This is a genomic window from Bradyrhizobium sp. SUTN9-2, assembly GCF_003122645.1.
GTDB classification, from domain to species: domain Bacteria; phylum Pseudomonadota; class Alphaproteobacteria; order Rhizobiales; family Xanthobacteraceae; genus Bradyrhizobium; species Bradyrhizobium yuanmingense.
Window position 1 is genome coordinate 1,529,807 of record NZ_LAXE01000001.1, and the last position, 15,002, is coordinate 1,544,808.

Annotated in this window: 12 protein-coding genes; 6 read left to right on the top strand and 6 right to left on the bottom strand. The window is 64.8% G+C overall.

Annotated elements, in window-relative coordinates:
* Positions 1-32: 32 nt before the first annotated feature.
* Positions 33-1,022 carry a fumarylacetoacetate hydrolase family protein gene (locus XF30_RS07225; RefSeq protein ID WP_109145607.1) on the top strand — a complete coding sequence of 330 codons (990 nt, stop codon included), beginning with the start codon at positions 33-35 and terminating at the stop codon, positions 1,020-1,022.
* Between the two features lie 72 nt (positions 1,023-1,094).
* The gene (locus tag XF30_RS07230; protein WP_109142301.1) at positions 1,095-1,871 is read left to right on the top strand and encodes a cyclase family protein; all 777 of its coding nucleotides are present in this window, start codon (positions 1,095-1,097) and stop codon (positions 1,869-1,871) included.
* 254 nt (positions 1,872-2,125) lie between these two features.
* Here XF30_RS07230 and XF30_RS07235 read toward each other — a convergent pair whose 3' ends face one another.
* The 3 genes from XF30_RS07235 to XF30_RS07245 are packed head-to-tail and all read right to left on the bottom strand — an operon-like array spanning position 2,126 to position 7,079.
* Positions 2,126-3,238: an ABC transporter permease gene (locus XF30_RS07235; protein ID WP_109145608.1), complete on the bottom strand. Its 1,113-nt coding sequence runs from the start codon at positions 3,236-3,238 to the stop codon at positions 2,126-2,128.
* A 2-nt stretch (positions 3,239-3,240) separates the two neighbouring features.
* Positions 3,241-6,015 carry a ribosome-associated ATPase/putative transporter RbbA gene (gene rbbA / locus XF30_RS07240; RefSeq protein WP_192893061.1) on the bottom strand — a complete coding sequence of 925 codons (2,775 nt, stop codon included), beginning with the start codon at positions 6,013-6,015 and terminating at the stop codon, positions 3,241-3,243.
* Entirely contained in the window at positions 6,012-7,079 is a 1,068-nt protein-coding gene (locus XF30_RS07245) for an HlyD family secretion protein (RefSeq protein ID WP_109145609.1), read from the bottom strand. Before XF30_RS07245 ends, rbbA begins: the two co-directional genes overlap by 4 nt.
* 382 nt (positions 7,080-7,461) lie before the next feature.
* Here XF30_RS07245 and XF30_RS07250 point away from each other — a divergent pair, with 382 nt between their 5' ends.
* Positions 7,462-9,075, top strand: a complete 1,614-nt coding sequence (locus XF30_RS07250; RefSeq protein ID WP_109145610.1) for an acyl-CoA synthetase — start codon at positions 7,462-7,464, stop codon at positions 9,073-9,075.
* A gap of 35 nt (positions 9,076-9,110) precedes the next feature.
* Here XF30_RS07250 and XF30_RS07255 read toward each other — a convergent pair whose 3' ends face one another.
* Positions 9,111-10,061, bottom strand: a complete 951-nt coding sequence (locus tag XF30_RS07255; RefSeq protein WP_036021010.1) for an AraC family transcriptional regulator — start codon at positions 10,059-10,061, stop codon at positions 9,111-9,113.
* Between the two features lie 196 nt (positions 10,062-10,257).
* Positions 10,258-11,457, bottom strand: coding sequence for an MFS transporter (locus XF30_RS07260; RefSeq protein ID WP_109142303.1), 1,200 nt, complete (start codon positions 11,455-11,457; stop codon positions 10,258-10,260).
* Positions 11,458-11,636: 179 nt separating this feature from the next.
* Here XF30_RS07260 and XF30_RS07265 point away from each other — a divergent pair, with 179 nt between their 5' ends.
* The 3 genes from XF30_RS07265 (at position 11,637) to XF30_RS07275 (ending at position 14,579) form a co-directional block, all read left to right on the top strand.
* Positions 11,637-12,440, top strand: a complete 804-nt coding sequence (locus XF30_RS07265; RefSeq protein ID WP_109142304.1) for an MBL fold metallo-hydrolase — start codon at positions 11,637-11,639, stop codon at positions 12,438-12,440.
* A 159-nt stretch (positions 12,441-12,599) separates the two neighbouring features.
* A complete protein-coding gene (locus XF30_RS07270; RefSeq protein WP_109142305.1) occupies positions 12,600-13,616 on the top strand; it encodes an alpha/beta fold hydrolase in 1,017 nt (338 codons plus the stop codon).
* 15 nt (positions 13,617-13,631) lie between these two features.
* Entirely contained in the window at positions 13,632-14,579 is a 948-nt protein-coding gene (locus tag XF30_RS07275) for a fatty acid desaturase (protein WP_109142306.1), read from the top strand.
* A gap of 56 nt (positions 14,580-14,635) precedes the next feature.
* Here the strand turns inward: XF30_RS07275 and XF30_RS07280 are convergent, their stop codons facing one another.
* Entirely contained in the window at positions 14,636-14,884 is a 249-nt protein-coding gene (locus XF30_RS07280) for a hypothetical protein (RefSeq protein WP_035997328.1), read from the bottom strand.
* Between the last annotated feature and the right edge of the window lie 118 nt (positions 14,885-15,002).

Below are 15,002 nucleotides of genomic sequence, written 5' to 3' on the forward strand. Positions count from 1 at the left end.
TATATTTGAAACGATGACAAGGGGTGCCCAAGGTGAAGCTCGCAACGTTCAGATCGGCCGGCCAGGAGAAGATCGGAGCCGTCCATAGCAATGACAGCCAGGTGCTTGACCTCGCCGCCGCGGCCGCACGGGACGGCGGAGCCGATCCGGCCTTCGGCTCGATGCTGGCGCTGATCGACGCGGGGCCCCGCGCGCTCGATCGGGCCCGGGCCCTGCTCGACAAGCACGGAAAGGACGCGACGCTGTCGGCGGCGGTCACCACCGTCGACATCCTCGCGCCGGTGCCGGAGCCGAGGCAAATGCGCGACGGCATGTCGTTCCCCTTGCACATCCTGCAAGCGCCGCGCGGGCAGCTGAAGCTCGCCGCGCGTGCCAAGGGCGACATGGCAGAGTTGGCGCGCATCGACGCCGAGCCGCTCGGCGAATTGCCCGAGGTCTATCGCAAGCAGCCGATCTTCTACATCACCAACCGCTTCAGCGTCCGCGGCACCAACACCACAGTGAAATGGCCGCGCTACAGCAAGGTGATGGACTACGAGCTCGAATTCGGGATCATGACCAAGAACAAGGGCGCGAACATTTCCGCCGCGAAAGCCAAGGATCACATCTTCGGCTACACCATCTTCAATGATTTCTCCGCGCGCGACGCCCAGCGCATCGAGATGGAGGGACGGCTCGGCCCTGCCAAGGGCAAGAGTTTTGACGGCGGCAACGTGATGGGGCCCTGGATCGTGACACCGGACGAGATCGGTGATCCCTACAAGCTGAAGATGGAAGCGCGCGTCAACGGCGAGACCCGCTCGAAAGGCGTGAGTGAGGGCATGCTGTTTTCGTTCGAGGAGATCATCGCGCACGTCTCCCAGGACGAGACGCTGATGCCCGGTGAATTCATCGGCTCCGGCACGGTCGGCAATGGCTGCGGCCTCGAGCTCGGCTGGTTTCTCGAGCATGGCGATACGATCGAGCTCGAGGTCGAGAAGATCGGCATTTTGAAGAATCGCGTCGAGCGGCAAGAAACCTGAAGGGGGCGTCTGAAGGCGCGCTTGAAGCGACGCCTGACTGCCGCCAACGAGAACAATCAACGAGGAAGCGCCATGACGAGCAAGCTGATCGACATCTCCGTCCCCCTCCAGAACGACGTGCCGGCCGACCCGCCTGGCAATCATCCGACGATCCAGTACATCAATCATCAGCAGGGCCTGCCGCGCATGCTGCAGTTCTTCGATGGACTGAAGGCCGAGGATCTGCCTGATGGCCAGGGCTGGGCGGTGGAGCAGGTCAGTCTCTCCACCCACAACGGCACGCATCTCGATGCGCCCTGGCATTTTCACCCGACCATGAATCGCGGCGAGCGGTCCTGGACCATCGACGAGGTGCCGTTGGAATGGTGCTTCCAGCCCGGCGTGAAGCTCGACTTCCGGCACTTGCCGGACGGCTATGTCGCAACGGCCAAAGACGTCGAGGCCGAGCTCAAGCGCATCGGCCACGAGCTGAAGCCGCTCGAGATCGTCGTGGTCAACACCAGCGCCGGCGCCAAATACGGCCGGCAGGACTACGTCACCTCGGGCTGCGGCATGGGCTATGAGGCAACCATGTACCTGCTCGAGCGTGGCGTGCGCCTGACCGGCACCGACGGCTGGAGTTGGGACGCGCCGTTCGTTCACACCGCGAAGAAATATGCCGAGACGAAAGACGCCAGCCTGATCTGGGAAGGCCACAAGGCCGGACGCCATATCGGCTATTGTCATCTCGAGAAGCTGCACAATCTCGAACAACTGCCGCCAACCGGCTTCAAGGTGTCATGCTTCCCCGTGAAGATCGAGCGAGCCTCGGCGGGATGGACGCGAGCGGTCGCGATTTTGGAGGGGTAGCTTCTGGAGGCCTGCGTTGGGCGCCAATCAATTGCGGTGACAGTGCACAAAAATTGGCCCGGATCAGCGCTTCAGATAGCGCTCTGCAATCAGCCGTTTCGCGCCTGGAAGACCGCAGAAGGCTGCACCTCGATCCGTCTGGCGATAGCGTCGGGCGCAGGCGCGACCCTGAAATAGATTCCGCAGCAAAAACAAAGTGATCTCTACTGTGCATGGGGTTGTTTTCGCACTCTTTGATGCGAAGCCCTCGCGCCTCACGTCAGAAACGCCCGAAACCGCCGCAGCGCGATCGCGAAGAAGACGCTGCCGATCACGGCGAGCGCGAGGAGCTGCGGCCAGACCGCCTCCAGGCCCGCGCCGCGAAACAGGATCGCCTGCGCCAGCATCACGAAATGCGTGTTGGGCGCGGCCAGCATGATGTCCTGGACGAATTGCGGCATGCTCTCGCGCGGCGTCATGCTGCCCGAGAGCGTCTGCAGCGGCAGCAGGGTCATCATCAGGAGCAATCCGAACTGCGGCATCGATCCGGCGACAGTGGCGAGGAAGATGCCCATGCTGGTGGTCGCAAACAGCTGCAGCGCCGCGCCAAGCAGGAACAGCGCGACCGAGCCGTCGATCGAGACCGCCAGCCATCCCTTGACGACGAAGACGATCGACAGCGCCGAGGCCGCCAGCACCACCAGCCCCATCGACCACACCTTGCTGACCATGATCTCCAGCGGCGTGACCGGCATCACCAGCAAATGCTCGATCGTGCCGTGCTCGCGCTCGCGGATCAGCGCCGCGCCCGTCAGGATGATCGAGAGCATGGTGATCGAGGTGATGAGCTCGTCGACGGCGCCGAACCAGGCTTTCTTCAGCTCCGGATTGAAGCGGGCCCGCAAGGTGAGCTCGATCGGCGCGGTCTGCGCATTGCGGGTCCGCGCCAGAAACTCTGCGATCTCCGCGCTGACGATCTGCTCGATATAGCCGCCGCCGTTGAACGCCTGCGAGATTCGCGTCGCGTCGATGTTGAGCTGAATCGCAGGCGACTTCCTTGCCAGCAGGTCGCGCTGGAATTCCGGCGGAATGTTCAGGGCAAAAGTGTCGAGCCCCGCGTCCATCCGCCGGTCCATCTCATATTGCGAGATCAGGCGCGGCTCGGAGAAGTAGGGCGGCGTGAATGCCAGCTCGATGCGGCTCGAAACCGGGGAGCGATCCTCATCGACGATGGCGATCGCGGCGCGGTTCAAGGTTTCCGGCAGCGCCTTGGCTCCGGCATAGATTGCGAGCGTGAAGGAATAGACGATGAGCCCGAGCAGCATGGGGTCGCGTACCAGGCCGCGCAATTCCTTGATGCCGAGCTGGATCACGTGGTCGAAGCGCATGGTCATCGAGCCTGTTTCTTCAGCAGCATCGCGCCGGCAATCACCAGGATGGGCACCATGACGCCGAGCGCCAGCAGATCGTTGTGGAGCGTGTCGAAGCCGAGACCCTTGGAGAAGGTACCGCGCGAGATCGTGACGAAATAGGTGGTGGGATAGAGCCGGCCGATCGCCGCTCCAAGGCCTTGGAGCGACGACACCGGATCGATCAGCCCGGAATATTGGATCGCGGGAATCAGCGTGATCAGCACGGTGCCGAACAGCGCGGCGATCTGGCTGTTCATGAAGGCCGAGATCACCAGTCCCATGCCGGTGGTGGCCGTGACGTAGAGCAGCGCGGCGAGCGCATAGGTCGCAAAGCTTCCGGTGAAGGGGACGCCGAAGACGGTGAGCGCGAAACCGACCAGGAGCAGGAAATTGGCGAATGCCAGCACGACGTAAGGCAACTGCGTTCCGAGCAGGAACTCCAGCCGCGTCACCGGCGTGACGTAGAAGTTGACGATCGAGCCCAGCTCCTTCTCGCGCACCACCGCGAGTGCGGCGAGCACGGCCGGAATCAGGACCAGCAGCAGCGGGATGATCCCGGGCGCCATCGCGACGACGCTGACGACGTCGGGATTGTAGCGGTAGCGTACCTGGAGCTGGTAGCTGCCGGCGATCGCCGCCTCGCCATAGAGCTCGCGGGCCTTCTGCGCGAGCCAGGTCGCGTGGATCGCCTGCGCGTAGGAGCGCAGCGTCTCGGCGCGCGTCGGGTTGGCGCCGTCGACCCAGGCGCCGATCTCGACATGGCGGCCGCGGCTGACGTCGCGGCCGAAGCCGGGCGGCAGCTCGATGGCAAGGCCGATCTCGCCAGCGCGCATGCGACGGTCGAGGTCGGCATAGTCGGTGATCGGTGCTTTCTCGGTGAAATAGCGCGAGCCCGCGATCTGAAGGCTGTAGTCGCGGCTAATCGCGCTGTCGTCACGGTCGAGCACGGCGAAGGTCAGATTCTCGACGTCCATGCTGATGCCGTAGCCGAGCACGAACAGCAGCAGCACGCTGCCGAGGATCGCGAGCGTGGCACGGATCGGATCACGCCGCAGCTCGAGCGTCTCGCGCCGGGAATAGGCGAGCATGCGGGTCAGATTGAAGGTCGCGCTGCGCCGCCGGGCCGGCGCGGGGGTTGCGGATGCAGGAGGCGGTGATGCGACCGCCGTCTGGCCGGCCGGCTCGGCCGTGTCCGCGATCGCCTCCTCCAGGCACGCGATGAAGGCCTGCTCCAGCGTGGCGGTGCCACGCGCGGCCGTGATCGCGGCGGGTGTGTCTGACATCAGCACCTTGCCGGCATGCATCAGCGAGATGCGGTCGCAGCGCTCCGCCTCGTTCATGAAGTGGGTCGAGACGAAGATGGTGACGTTGTCGTTGCGGGAGAGCTCGGCGAGGATCTGCCAGAAGCGGTCGCGCGCGACCGGATCGACGCCGGAGGTCGGCTCGTCGAGGATGAGGATGTCGGGCCCATGGATCATGGCGACCGCCAGCGACAGGCGCTGCCGCAGCCCCAGCGGCAGGGCACCGGGCAGGACGCCTGCGACCTCGGCGAGATCGAACCGGGCGATCATCTCGTCGATGCGCGCGGCGATCGTGTCCGGCGGCAGCTCGAACAGGCGCGCGTGCAGGTCGAGATTTTGCGCGACCGTGAGCTCGGAATAGAGCGAGAAGCCCTGCGACATGTAGCCGATGCGCCGCCGCACCGACATGTCGCGGGCGTCGATCGCCTTGCCGAACAGCTGCGCACTGCCCTCGCTCACCGGCAAGAGGCCGGTCAGCATCTTCATCGTCGTGGTCTTGCCGCAGCCGTTCGAGCCGAGAAAGCCGAAGATCTCGCCTTTCCTGATGCGGAAGCTGACGTCGTCGACGGCAACGAAGCCGTTGAACCGCCGGGTCAGGTGGTCGGCTTCGATCGCGATCTCGTCATGGTCCGCGCTGCGCGGCGGGATCACGACGCCAGTATGGTGGCTACGATTCTCCTTCGGCAGGAGACGGATAAAGGCCTCATCAAGCGTGCCGGCAACGGTCTGTCGCAGCAGCGCGGCGGGCGTTCCGGTCGCCAGCACCTGACCGCCGTTCATTGCGACGAGAAAATCGAACTGCGCGGCCTCTTCCATGTAGGCGGTCGAGACGATCACGCTCATGCCAGGCCGGGTCTTGCGGATCGAGCTGATCAACTCCCAGAACTGGCGGCGCGACAGCGGATCGACGCCGGTGGTCGGCTCGTCCAGGATCAACAGCTCGGGATCGTGGATCAGCGCGCAGCAGAGGCCGACCTTCTGCTTCATGCCGCCGGAGAGTTTTGCCGCCGGCCGATCGACAAAGGGGGTGAGCCCGGTGTCACGCAGCAGACCCGCGATCCGCCTGTGCCGCTCCGCCTTGTCATGTCCGAACAGGCGGCCGAAGAAGTCGATGTTCTCGAACACCGACAATGTCGGATACAGATTCTTGCCGAGCCCCTGCGGCATGTAGGCGATCTCGGGGCACACGTTGCGACGGTGGCGCGCGCTCGCCATGTCGCCGCCGAGCACGTGGACGCGGCCCTGCTGGATCGCGCGGGCACCAGCGATCAGCGAAAGCAGGCTCGATTTGCCGACGCCGTCGGGGCCGATCAGTCCGACCATGCAGCCGGCCGGCAGATCGAGCGTGATGGACTCGAGCGCCCGGGTCTTGCCGTAGCTCAGGCCCACGCCTTCCAGATGCACCACGCTGCCGCCGGCAGCCAGTGCTTCCGCTGCGGCTTGCGCACTCATCTCGTCAGCTTGATGGTGAGGTCGCCGGGCCATTGCGCGGCGGGATCGAGCCGCACATAGGCCATGCCAGGCAGGCCGGTCTTCACCTGCTCGATGTGCTGGCGCAGCAGGTCGGGCGCGATATGCGCCTTGATGCGGAACATCAGCTTCTGGCGCTCCTCCTCGGTCTCGACGGTCTTGGGCGTGAATTGCGCGACGTCGGCGACGAAAGTGGCCTTGGCGGGGATCACATATTGCGGGATGGCGTCGAGCACGAGGCGGACCTCGGCGCCGATCGCGACGCGGCCGGCATCGGCCGTCGGCAGGAAGAACGTCATGTAGACGTCGCCGAGATCGACCATGTTGAGGACACGGCCCCCGGCGGCGAGCACCTCGCCGGGCTGCGACACGCGATATTGCACGCGTCTATCGCGCGGCGCCTTCAGCACACTGTCGTTGAGGTCGGCGTTGATGCTTTCGATCGCGGCCTTTGCCGCGTCGACCGCGGCGCCGGCATCGATCACCATGGCGCGGGAGGAGCTGATCGCGGCTTCCGAGGCAGCGACCTGAGCCTGGGACGCGGCGAGCGCCGCTTTCGCCGTGGCGTTGGCGGAGCGGTCGTCATCCAGGACCTGCTGGGACACCGCACTCGTTCTGATCAATTGCTCGGAGCGGTCGAGCTTGCGGCTGGCGGTGTCGAGCTGGGCGATGCGCTGGTCGACCACGGCTTCGGCGGCCTTGCGCTCGGCCTCGCGCTGGTTCACCAGGCTCTTCGCGGTCTCGACATTGATCGTTGCGCGCTGCAGCTGCGCTTCGGCCTGGCGACGCTGCGCCTGCAGCTGCTCGGTGTCCATGCGGGCCAAAACCTGACCCGCGGTGACGAAATCGCCTTCGTTGACCAGGATCTCGCCGATCCGGCCGGGCGTCTTGGTGGCAATGTCGATCTCGACCGCCTCGATGCGGCCGTTGCCGCGGGCGAAGCCCGGTGGCAGCGCGCTCGAATCTCGGTGCTGCCAGTAGTAATAGCCGCCGCCGGCGAGCAGAATGGCGAGCGCGGCGACCACGCGACCGGGTGTAAAGTTCATCTGTTCATAACGCCGTGCGGCGGCGCCCATTGTTGAGACGTCAGCTCGGCCGCGGATCGTGCGGCTGGAGCGGCCTCAGCATTGCAGCGAATTTTGCATCGCAACTTGATGCAGATCAGACGCGGCGTGCTGCTGCCTCTATTTTGGGCCTGCGTCCAGTGCGCGGTGGCGGGCAGGATGGTCCGCTGACATCGGAGCTCGTCGCATCCGTCACGATCACGATCTATCGTGCTGCTTGGATAGCTCGATGACTGCGAGCGCGCTGGCCGAATTGACGCCGCCGGTCGCGCCGACTACGTTTTACGCAAACATCGCAAGCCTGCGAACGCAACGGCCTGGCCAACGCTCGCGCGGGCATCCAGGCAAATTCCACGGGGAAGAAATGACCGGCGACACCGCAGCCACCATCTCGAAAGCGCGCGAGCATTCCATCGGCGATCTCCTGCGCCGCTCCGCAGGCCGTGAGCCGAACAAGCTCGCGGTGAGCTGCGGCGATGTCAGCTGGAGCTTTGCCGAGATGGATGCGATCTGCAACCGGCTCGGCCGCGGCCTGCTCGGCCTCGGCGTTGGCAAGGGCGACCGCCTCGCCGTGCTCTCGCGCAACTCGCACGCCTTTGCTGCGCTACGCTTCGCGGCGGCGCGGATCGGCGCGGTGCTGGTGCCGATCAACTTCATGCTCAATCCGGACGAGATCAATTTCATCCTGAAGAGCTCCGGCGCCAAGCTGCTCGCGACCGGTCCCGATTTCGTCGGGCCGGCACGCGCGGCGAGCGCGAAGGATTGCGCGGTCGAGAAGATGATCTGGCTGCCGGGCGAGGATCCGGCCGCGGCGCCTGCCGACCTCACCACCTTCGATGATCTATTGCATCCCGACGGGTCGTTCCTGGACGCCTCGGTCGATAGCCGCGATCTCGCGCAGATCGTCTACACCTCGGGCACGGAATCGCTGCCCAAGGGCGCGATGCTGACCCATGAAGCCGTGATGTGGCAGTATGTCAGCTGCATCATCGATGGCGGCATGAGCGTGGACGACAAGTTCCTGCACGCTCTGCCGCTCTATCATTGTGCGCAGCTGGATGTGTTCCTGGGTCCGCAGGTCTATCTCGGCGCCTCCGGCGTGATCACGGGCAAGCCGACCGCCGACAACATCCTGGCGCTGATCCAGGCGCACAGGATCACCTCGTTCTTCGCGCCGCCGACGATCTGGATCGCGATGCTGCGCTCGCCGAACTTCGACAAGACTGATCTGTCGACGTTGCAGAAGGGGTATTACGGCGCCTCGATCATGCCGGTGGAGGTGCTGCTCGAATTGCAGCGCCGGCTGCCGGCCGTAAAGTTCTGGAATTTCTACGGCCAGACCGAGATCGCGCCGCTCGCGACCGTGCTGCGGCCGGAGGACCAGCTCCGCAAGGCCGGCTCCGCCGGCAAGCCCGTGCTCAATGTCGAGACGCGCGTGGTCAACACGGCGATGGAGGACGTCAAGGTCGGCGAGGTCGGCGAGATCGTGCATCGCTCGCCGCATCTGCTCTCCGGCTATTACAACGATCCGGTCAAGACCGCGGCGGCATTCACCGGCGGCTGGTTTCATTCCGGCGATCTCGCCACGGTCGACGAGGAAGGCCACATCACCGTGGTCGACCGCGTCAAGGATATGATCAAGACCGGCGGCGAGAACGTCGCGAGCCGCGAGGTCGAGGAGATGGTCTATCGCATCCCGGAGGTCTCCGAAGTCGCGGTCGTCGGCCTGCCCGATCCGCGCTGGATCGAGGCGGTGACCGCCATCGTCGTGGTCAAGACCGGGGCAAAGCTCGACGAAGAAACCGTCATCAGACATTGCGCCGGCCATATGGCCCACTTCAAGGTGCCCAAGCGCGTGATCTTCGTGGACGCCCTGCCGAAGAATCCGAGCGGCAAGCTGCTCAAGCGCGAGCTGCGCCAGCGCTTCGTCGGCGGCGAAACGCTCGACAAGGCGGTGCAGAAGAGCTTTGGGACGTAGCAGGCGCCGTTCCGGCACCGTCGCGGCGAACTCGCCTATTCGGCCTCGCCAGCCAGCTTCCTGACATCGTCGGGCGTCGCTCCGAAACGGCGGCGAAACGCGCGATGGAAGTAAGAGACGTCGTGAAATCCGGCGAGGTGCGCGATCTCGATGATCTTGCGGCTGCGCATCGCAGGATTTCGCAGCAGTCGTTCGGCGCGCAGCAATCGTTGCTCCAGCACGAAGCCGCTATAGGTGATGCCGGCCTTCTCGAACAGTAACTGGATCGTGCGCGCGCTGATGCGGTGCGTGGCTGCAAGGTCGGACAGCGACAATGCGGGGCTGTCCAGCTGCGCCAGGATGTCGGACTTGAGCGCTTCGAAGCGCGCCGCCGCAAGGCCGCGCAATTGAGCCTCTTCGGCGGCATCGCCGCGTGCGCCGAGCATCAGGACGGCGAGGTCGAACAGGTGCTGCGAGACCGCATCGAGCTCCGCCGGCGCGAGCTTGTCCGCGTGCGCATGCGCGAGATCGTAATATCGCAGGAACATCGATGTGATCGGGTTGGCGCCGGAGATCGACCCCGCGATCAGGTCCTCGGCATTCGGGCAGGCGCGCAGCAGGGCCTTTCGCGGCAGCAGCGCGGTCTGGAAATTACCATACGCCAGTTGCGTGATTTGGGCCCCCTTGATCGAGGGATCGCCGATCGTGATGTCGCCGGCGGCGACCTCCAGTGGCCGTTTCCCCATGGCCCCACGCAATGCCGAATTGGGCGACGTCGTGATCACCAACTCGTCGTTCGTTCCCAATGACACGAAGGACATCGGCGTGCCGAACGAGGCCGAGAGTCTGAGGCGGGGAAGAATGGCAGGCGCAATGGTTCGGTGAACGCGCCCTTCACCAACCGGCACGAAATCGACGTTCGCTACCTGACGGCAAAACTGCTCGCGCCATTGTTCATAGGCCGCACCGTTCGGGTCGCCATCGAATGAGAGCTGCGGCTGGGTCATCGATCGCCGGAACGCCTATTGCCGATTCATTGCGGTCCGCACTTTCGTCGGCGCGCCGGGGATGCGGCAACTAAAAAAGCGCCAGATTGCGCGAAAAACCACTCGCACCTACGCGCTGAGCCAGCGACGAGGTGCCGCAGCCTCCTTATTGGGCAATCGAGCACGCTGCGCCGCGACCGCCAGGCGCCGGAGAACCTCAATACTTCTTCACCGCCGCACTGAAGGCCAGCCACAGCGCGATCGACGCCAGGCCAAAGCCGCCGAGCAGCAGGAAGGTCGGCCCATAGCCGATCCATTGCGCGATCCAGCCGCCGAGAGCCGGGCTGAGGCTCGCGCCGACGCCCTGCACGGTGATCACGGCGCCCTGGCCGAGATTGATGCGGCCGGTGCCGTTGAGCGAGCGCGCGACCATGCCGGGGACGGCAACCGTCTGAAGCCCGGTGCCGATGCCGTCGAGCACCTGCATCGGCACGACGCCCCACCATCCCGTGACGAAGAAGGCGAGCACGCCCCGGATGGGCAGGAACATGAAGGAGACCAAGATGATCGGCCAGTAGTTGCGCTTGCTCGCGGCCTTCATCGCGATCAGCGAGGTCACGATCATCACGCCCTGTGCGATCACCACGGTGGTTGCGACGAAGCTCGGGCCGTTGGCCTGTCCCTCGGCGACCGCGGCAAGTCCGTACAGCGGCACGATCGCGGCATTGCCGAGGTGGAACAGCGCGAGGGCGAGAGCCAGCACGAGCAGCGCCTTGTGCTTCAGCAGCATCGTCATCGCATCCGGCGGTGCCTTAGAATCATCCTCCTTGCTGCCGCGCGCGGCGCGGTCGTCGATCGCCTTGGCTGGAATCATCATGACGCAGGCGATGGCGATGGCGCCGAACACGGCCGCCAGCGCGAACACGGCGACATAGCCGAACTTGTAGCCGAGATAGCCCGACAGCGCCGCGCCCACCATGTTGCCGGCGTGGTTGTACGCCTGGTTGCGGCCATTGAGTGCATTAAAGCCCTTCTGCTTGGCGATGCCGAGCGTGATGCCCGTGACCGCCGGCACGATTGCGGCGCTCGCCAGCGATTGCGCGACTTGCGAGAACGTCACCGCCCAGAAGTTTTGCGAGATCAGGATGATTGCAGACGCCGAGACGACGCAGATGCCGGGAATGATCACCCACAGCCGCTTGTTGCGGCTGGAATCGATGAAGCCGCCGATCGGAGTCGTGACCAGCATGCCCGCGACGTTGCCGATCGTCATTGCCGTGCCGATCAGGCCGGTCGCCCAGCCGCGTTCCTGAAGGAAGACCCCGACGAACGGCCCGATGCCCGACTGCATGTCGGCCATGAAGAAATTGAGCGCGAACAGGGGCCAGATGCGAGACGTTGAAGGGCGAGATGTCATCGAGACGCTGAACTTGATGCTGCCGATCGAATCGGATCTCGCATGATGCGGACTCGGCGGGCGGGTGCCCGGGCGGACCAGAACTTAACCTGCTCTCAACCCGTTGGTTCCGGTTGCTCTTGCGATCCGGCGAGTGCGACGTCATGTCTTGCAAGACTGGATCATGATGGATCAGCGCGATGCCCCTCTGGACCTGCGCAACCTGCGGCGCTCAATTCCCGGATAGCGGAAAACCCCCTGCGGCCTGTCCGATCTGCGAGGACGAGCGCCAGTTCGTCGGCTGGGACGGTCAAGCTTTCCTCACGCGCGAGGAGCTCGCGCGCAAGCACCGACTGGTGGGGCGCGACGATCTCGGCCTGACCGGGATCGGCATGGAGCCGAGCTTTGCCATCGGGCAGCGAGCGCTGCTGGTGCCCGACGGCGGCGGCTGCGTAATGTGGGACTGCGTTCCACTCGCGAGCGACGAGGCCATCCACCACGTCGCAGCACTCGGCGGCCTCAAGGCCATTGCAATCTCGCATCCGCATTATTATGGCGCGGCCGCCGACTGGAGCGACAGGTTCGGCGGCGTGCCGGTCTATCTGCATGCCGACGATCGCGCCTTCGTCACGCGGCCTCATCCGTCGATCGTGCACTGGACCGGCGACAGCCATCGCCTCTCCGGCGACGTGCTGCTGCTGCGCACCGGAGGCCACTTCGCCGGCGCCACCGTGCTGCATTATGCGCGTGGTGCGGACGGCAAGGGCGCGCTGCTCACGGGAGATATCGCGCAGGTGACGATGGACCGGCGCTTCGTCAGCTTCATGTATTCCTATCCGAACTACATGCCGCTCAACGCCGCCGCGGTGCGGCGGATTGCGTCAGCCGTCGAGCCGTTCGCCTTCGACCGGATCTATGGCGCCTGGTGGGGCCGCAACATCGCCAGCGGTGCCAAGGCGGCGTTTGCTGCGTCGGTCGCGCGCTATCTCGCGGCCATCGCCTGAGCCGGGTTGCGGACCGGATTTATCTTGCCGACCTCTAATTAGTGTACTATAAGTACATTATAAGGCCGGCCGCAAACGGCGCATCTGCGGGGGTCGGCATGATCGATGCATCGAGGAAGCCGTGAGGTCTAGCGGCCTCCGCGAGCGGGAGCTGGTTGCATGACGGCGCAGCGCGACTACGACATCTTCGAGGCTGGCGACGTCGCGCTCCAATCCGGGTCCGTGCTTTCCGCGCTGAAGCTCGCCTACAAGACCTACGGCACGCTGAGCCCGGCCAAAGACAACGTCATCCTCTATCCGACCTCGTTCAGCGCCCAGCACACCGACATTGAATGGCTGATCGGGCCCGACGGCGTGCTCGATCCCACGCACTACTTCATCATCATCCCGAACCTGTTCGGCAACGGCCTGTCGTCGTCGCCCTCGAACACGCCCGCGCCTTTCCCGGAAGTGAGCTATCACGATGCCGTCGCGGTCCAGCACCGGCTGCTCACCGAGCGCTTCGGCATCTCGAAGCTTGCGCTGGTCTATGGCTGGTCGATGGGCGGCATGCAGGCCTATCACTGGTCTGCGCTGCATCCGGACATGGTCGAGCGCGCCGCGGTCGTCTGCGGCAGCGCCCGCTGCGCACCCTACAACTACGTCTTCCTTGAAAGCGTGAAGGCCGCGCTCACGGCCGATCCCGCCTTCCGCGATGGTCGTTTCCTCGAAAAACCCGTCGCCGGCTACCGCGCCATGGGACGCGTCTATGCCGGCTGGGCGATGTCGCACGGCTTCTACCGCGACGAGCTCTGGCGCGAGGCCGGCTTCACTTCACTCGAGGATTATCTCGTCCGCGCCTGGGATGCGACCTTCGCGCGGCGCGATGCCAACGATCTTCTGGCGCAGATCGGCATCTGGCAGCGTGGCGACATCAGTCGGTGTGGGGCATTCGCCGGCGATCTCGATCGCGCGCTGGCGGCGATCAAGGCCCACATGCTGCTGATGCCGGGCGCGACCGACCGTTATTTCGACGTGCACGACAACGAGGACGAGCTCGGCAAGCTCGTCAACGCGAGATCGGCGGTGCTGCATCCGATCCCGTCGCTGCATGGCCATCGCGCCGGCAATCCCATCAACAATCCCCGCGACCAGGCCTTCATCAAGGCCGAGATCGCCGAGCTTCTCCGCAAGTAGGGCACGCAACCGACCATGAGCGACGCAACCATTCCGGACGCCGGCCATCGCCTGAAGCCCCTGACGCCCACCACGCTGCGCGAATTGTCGGTTCGCTCCAACATCAGAGGTGCGGTGCAGAGCCTCGGCCATTACAGCGTGATTGTGCTGGTGGGCGTGCTGATCTGGACGGTTTCGTCGAGCTGGGGCGCGCTCTGGGCGCTGCCGCTGATGGTGGTGCAGGGCTATGTCGTTGCCTTCCTGTTCATGGCGGTGCACGAGACCGCGCACAAGACGGCATTTAGGAGCCGGGGCCTCAATCTCGGCGTCGGCTATCTCTCGGCGTTCATCATCGGGCTGCCTTACGAATATTACTGTCTGTTTCACTGGGACCATCATCGCTTCACGCAGGACCCGGAAAGGGATCCCGAGCTGATCGTTGGCGTGAAGCCGACGTCCGACACCCAGCTTGCGCTCGCCTATAGCGGCCTGCTCCAGGTCGCCGGCCGTCTGCGGCTGATGCTCGGCCACGCGATCACCGGCAAGGTCGTCGTGCCATGGATTCCCGAGAGCAAGCGCAGCACCATCGTTGCCGAGGCGCGCGCCTATGTCGCGCTCTACGCCCTGCTGTTCGCGCTGTCGCTGTGGTTCTCTTCAGCGCTGCTGCTCTGGGTCTGGATCGTGCCGCTCGTGATCGGGCAGTTCTTCCTGCGGCCCTATCTCTACGCCGAGCATACCGGTTGCGACCGCACCCGCAGCGCCTTTCAGAACACCCGCACGACTTACACCGGTGCCATCGTCAAATGGTTCGCGTGGAACATGCCGTATCATGTCGAGCACCACGCTTATCCCTCGATCCCCTTTCACGCCCTGCCGAAGCTGAACGCGATCGTCGACGGCGAGATCGTCCATCGCGGCCGCGGCTACATCAGAACGACGCGCGAGACCTGGGCCTGGTTTCGCCGGCAGCGGCAGGCCGGCTAGCTCAACGCAAAACTCCGGCCGCGATGCGACCGGAGCTTTGTCGTGACATCGAGATATCAGTAGATCCCGTAGGCGCAGACGTTCACGACGCGCACGCGCAGGCCGTGACGGGTCCGGACCAGGCGCTCCTGATAGCAATTGCTGACGCCGGTGTTGAGGTAGATACCGCCAAAGCCCCAGCCGGGACCCCAGTGGTGATGACCATGATGGTGATGGAAGCCGCCGGCCGAGGCCGCGGTGGGGGCGAGAGCGGCAACGCCGAGCGTGCCGGCGGCGATCAGACCAAGTGCAAGCTTACGAAACATCTTCATTCTCCATTCGGCGCTAGGGCCATTGTTGCGTCCCTGCATTTCCGTCGAGACGAGACGCGATCGCGTTCATGGCAAGCGGGAAGAATCGTGTTTCAGGAATGTTTCGTCGGCT

What these genes read in the sequence shown, in the direction of transcription:
- XF30_RS07275 (WP_109142306.1), top strand. Translation starts at nt 13,632, where the DNA reads ATGAGCGACGCAACCATTCCGGACGCCGGCCATCGCCTGAAGCCCCTG.
- XF30_RS07265 (WP_109142304.1), top strand. Translation starts at nt 11,637, where the DNA reads ATGCCCCTCTGGACCTGCGCAACCTGCGGCGCTCAATTCCCGGATAGC.
- XF30_RS07280 (WP_035997328.1), bottom strand. Translation starts at nt 14,884, where the DNA reads ATGTTTCGTAAGCTTGCACTTGGTCTGATCGCCGCCGGCACGCTCGGC.
- XF30_RS07260 (WP_109142303.1), bottom strand. Translation starts at nt 11,457, where the DNA reads ATGACATCTCGCCCTTCAACGTCTCGCATCTGGCCCCTGTTCGCGCTC.
- XF30_RS07270 (WP_109142305.1), top strand. Translation starts at nt 12,600, where the DNA reads ATGACGGCGCAGCGCGACTACGACATCTTCGAGGCTGGCGACGTCGCG.
- XF30_RS07230 (WP_109142301.1), top strand. Translation starts at nt 1,095, where the DNA reads ATGACGAGCAAGCTGATCGACATCTCCGTCCCCCTCCAGAACGACGTG.
- XF30_RS07250 (WP_109145610.1), top strand. Translation starts at nt 7,462, where the DNA reads ATGACCGGCGACACCGCAGCCACCATCTCGAAAGCGCGCGAGCATTCC.
- XF30_RS07235 (WP_109145608.1), bottom strand. Translation starts at nt 3,238, where the DNA reads ATGCGCTTCGACCACGTGATCCAGCTCGGCATCAAGGAATTGCGCGGC.
- rbbA (WP_192893061.1), bottom strand. Translation starts at nt 6,015, where the DNA reads ATGAGTGCGCAAGCCGCAGCGGAAGCACTGGCTGCCGGCGGCAGCGTG.
- XF30_RS07245 (WP_109145609.1), bottom strand. Translation starts at nt 7,079, where the DNA reads ATGAACTTTACACCCGGTCGCGTGGTCGCCGCGCTCGCCATTCTGCTC.
- XF30_RS07255 (WP_036021010.1), bottom strand. Translation starts at nt 10,061, where the DNA reads ATGACCCAGCCGCAGCTCTCATTCGATGGCGACCCGAACGGTGCGGCC.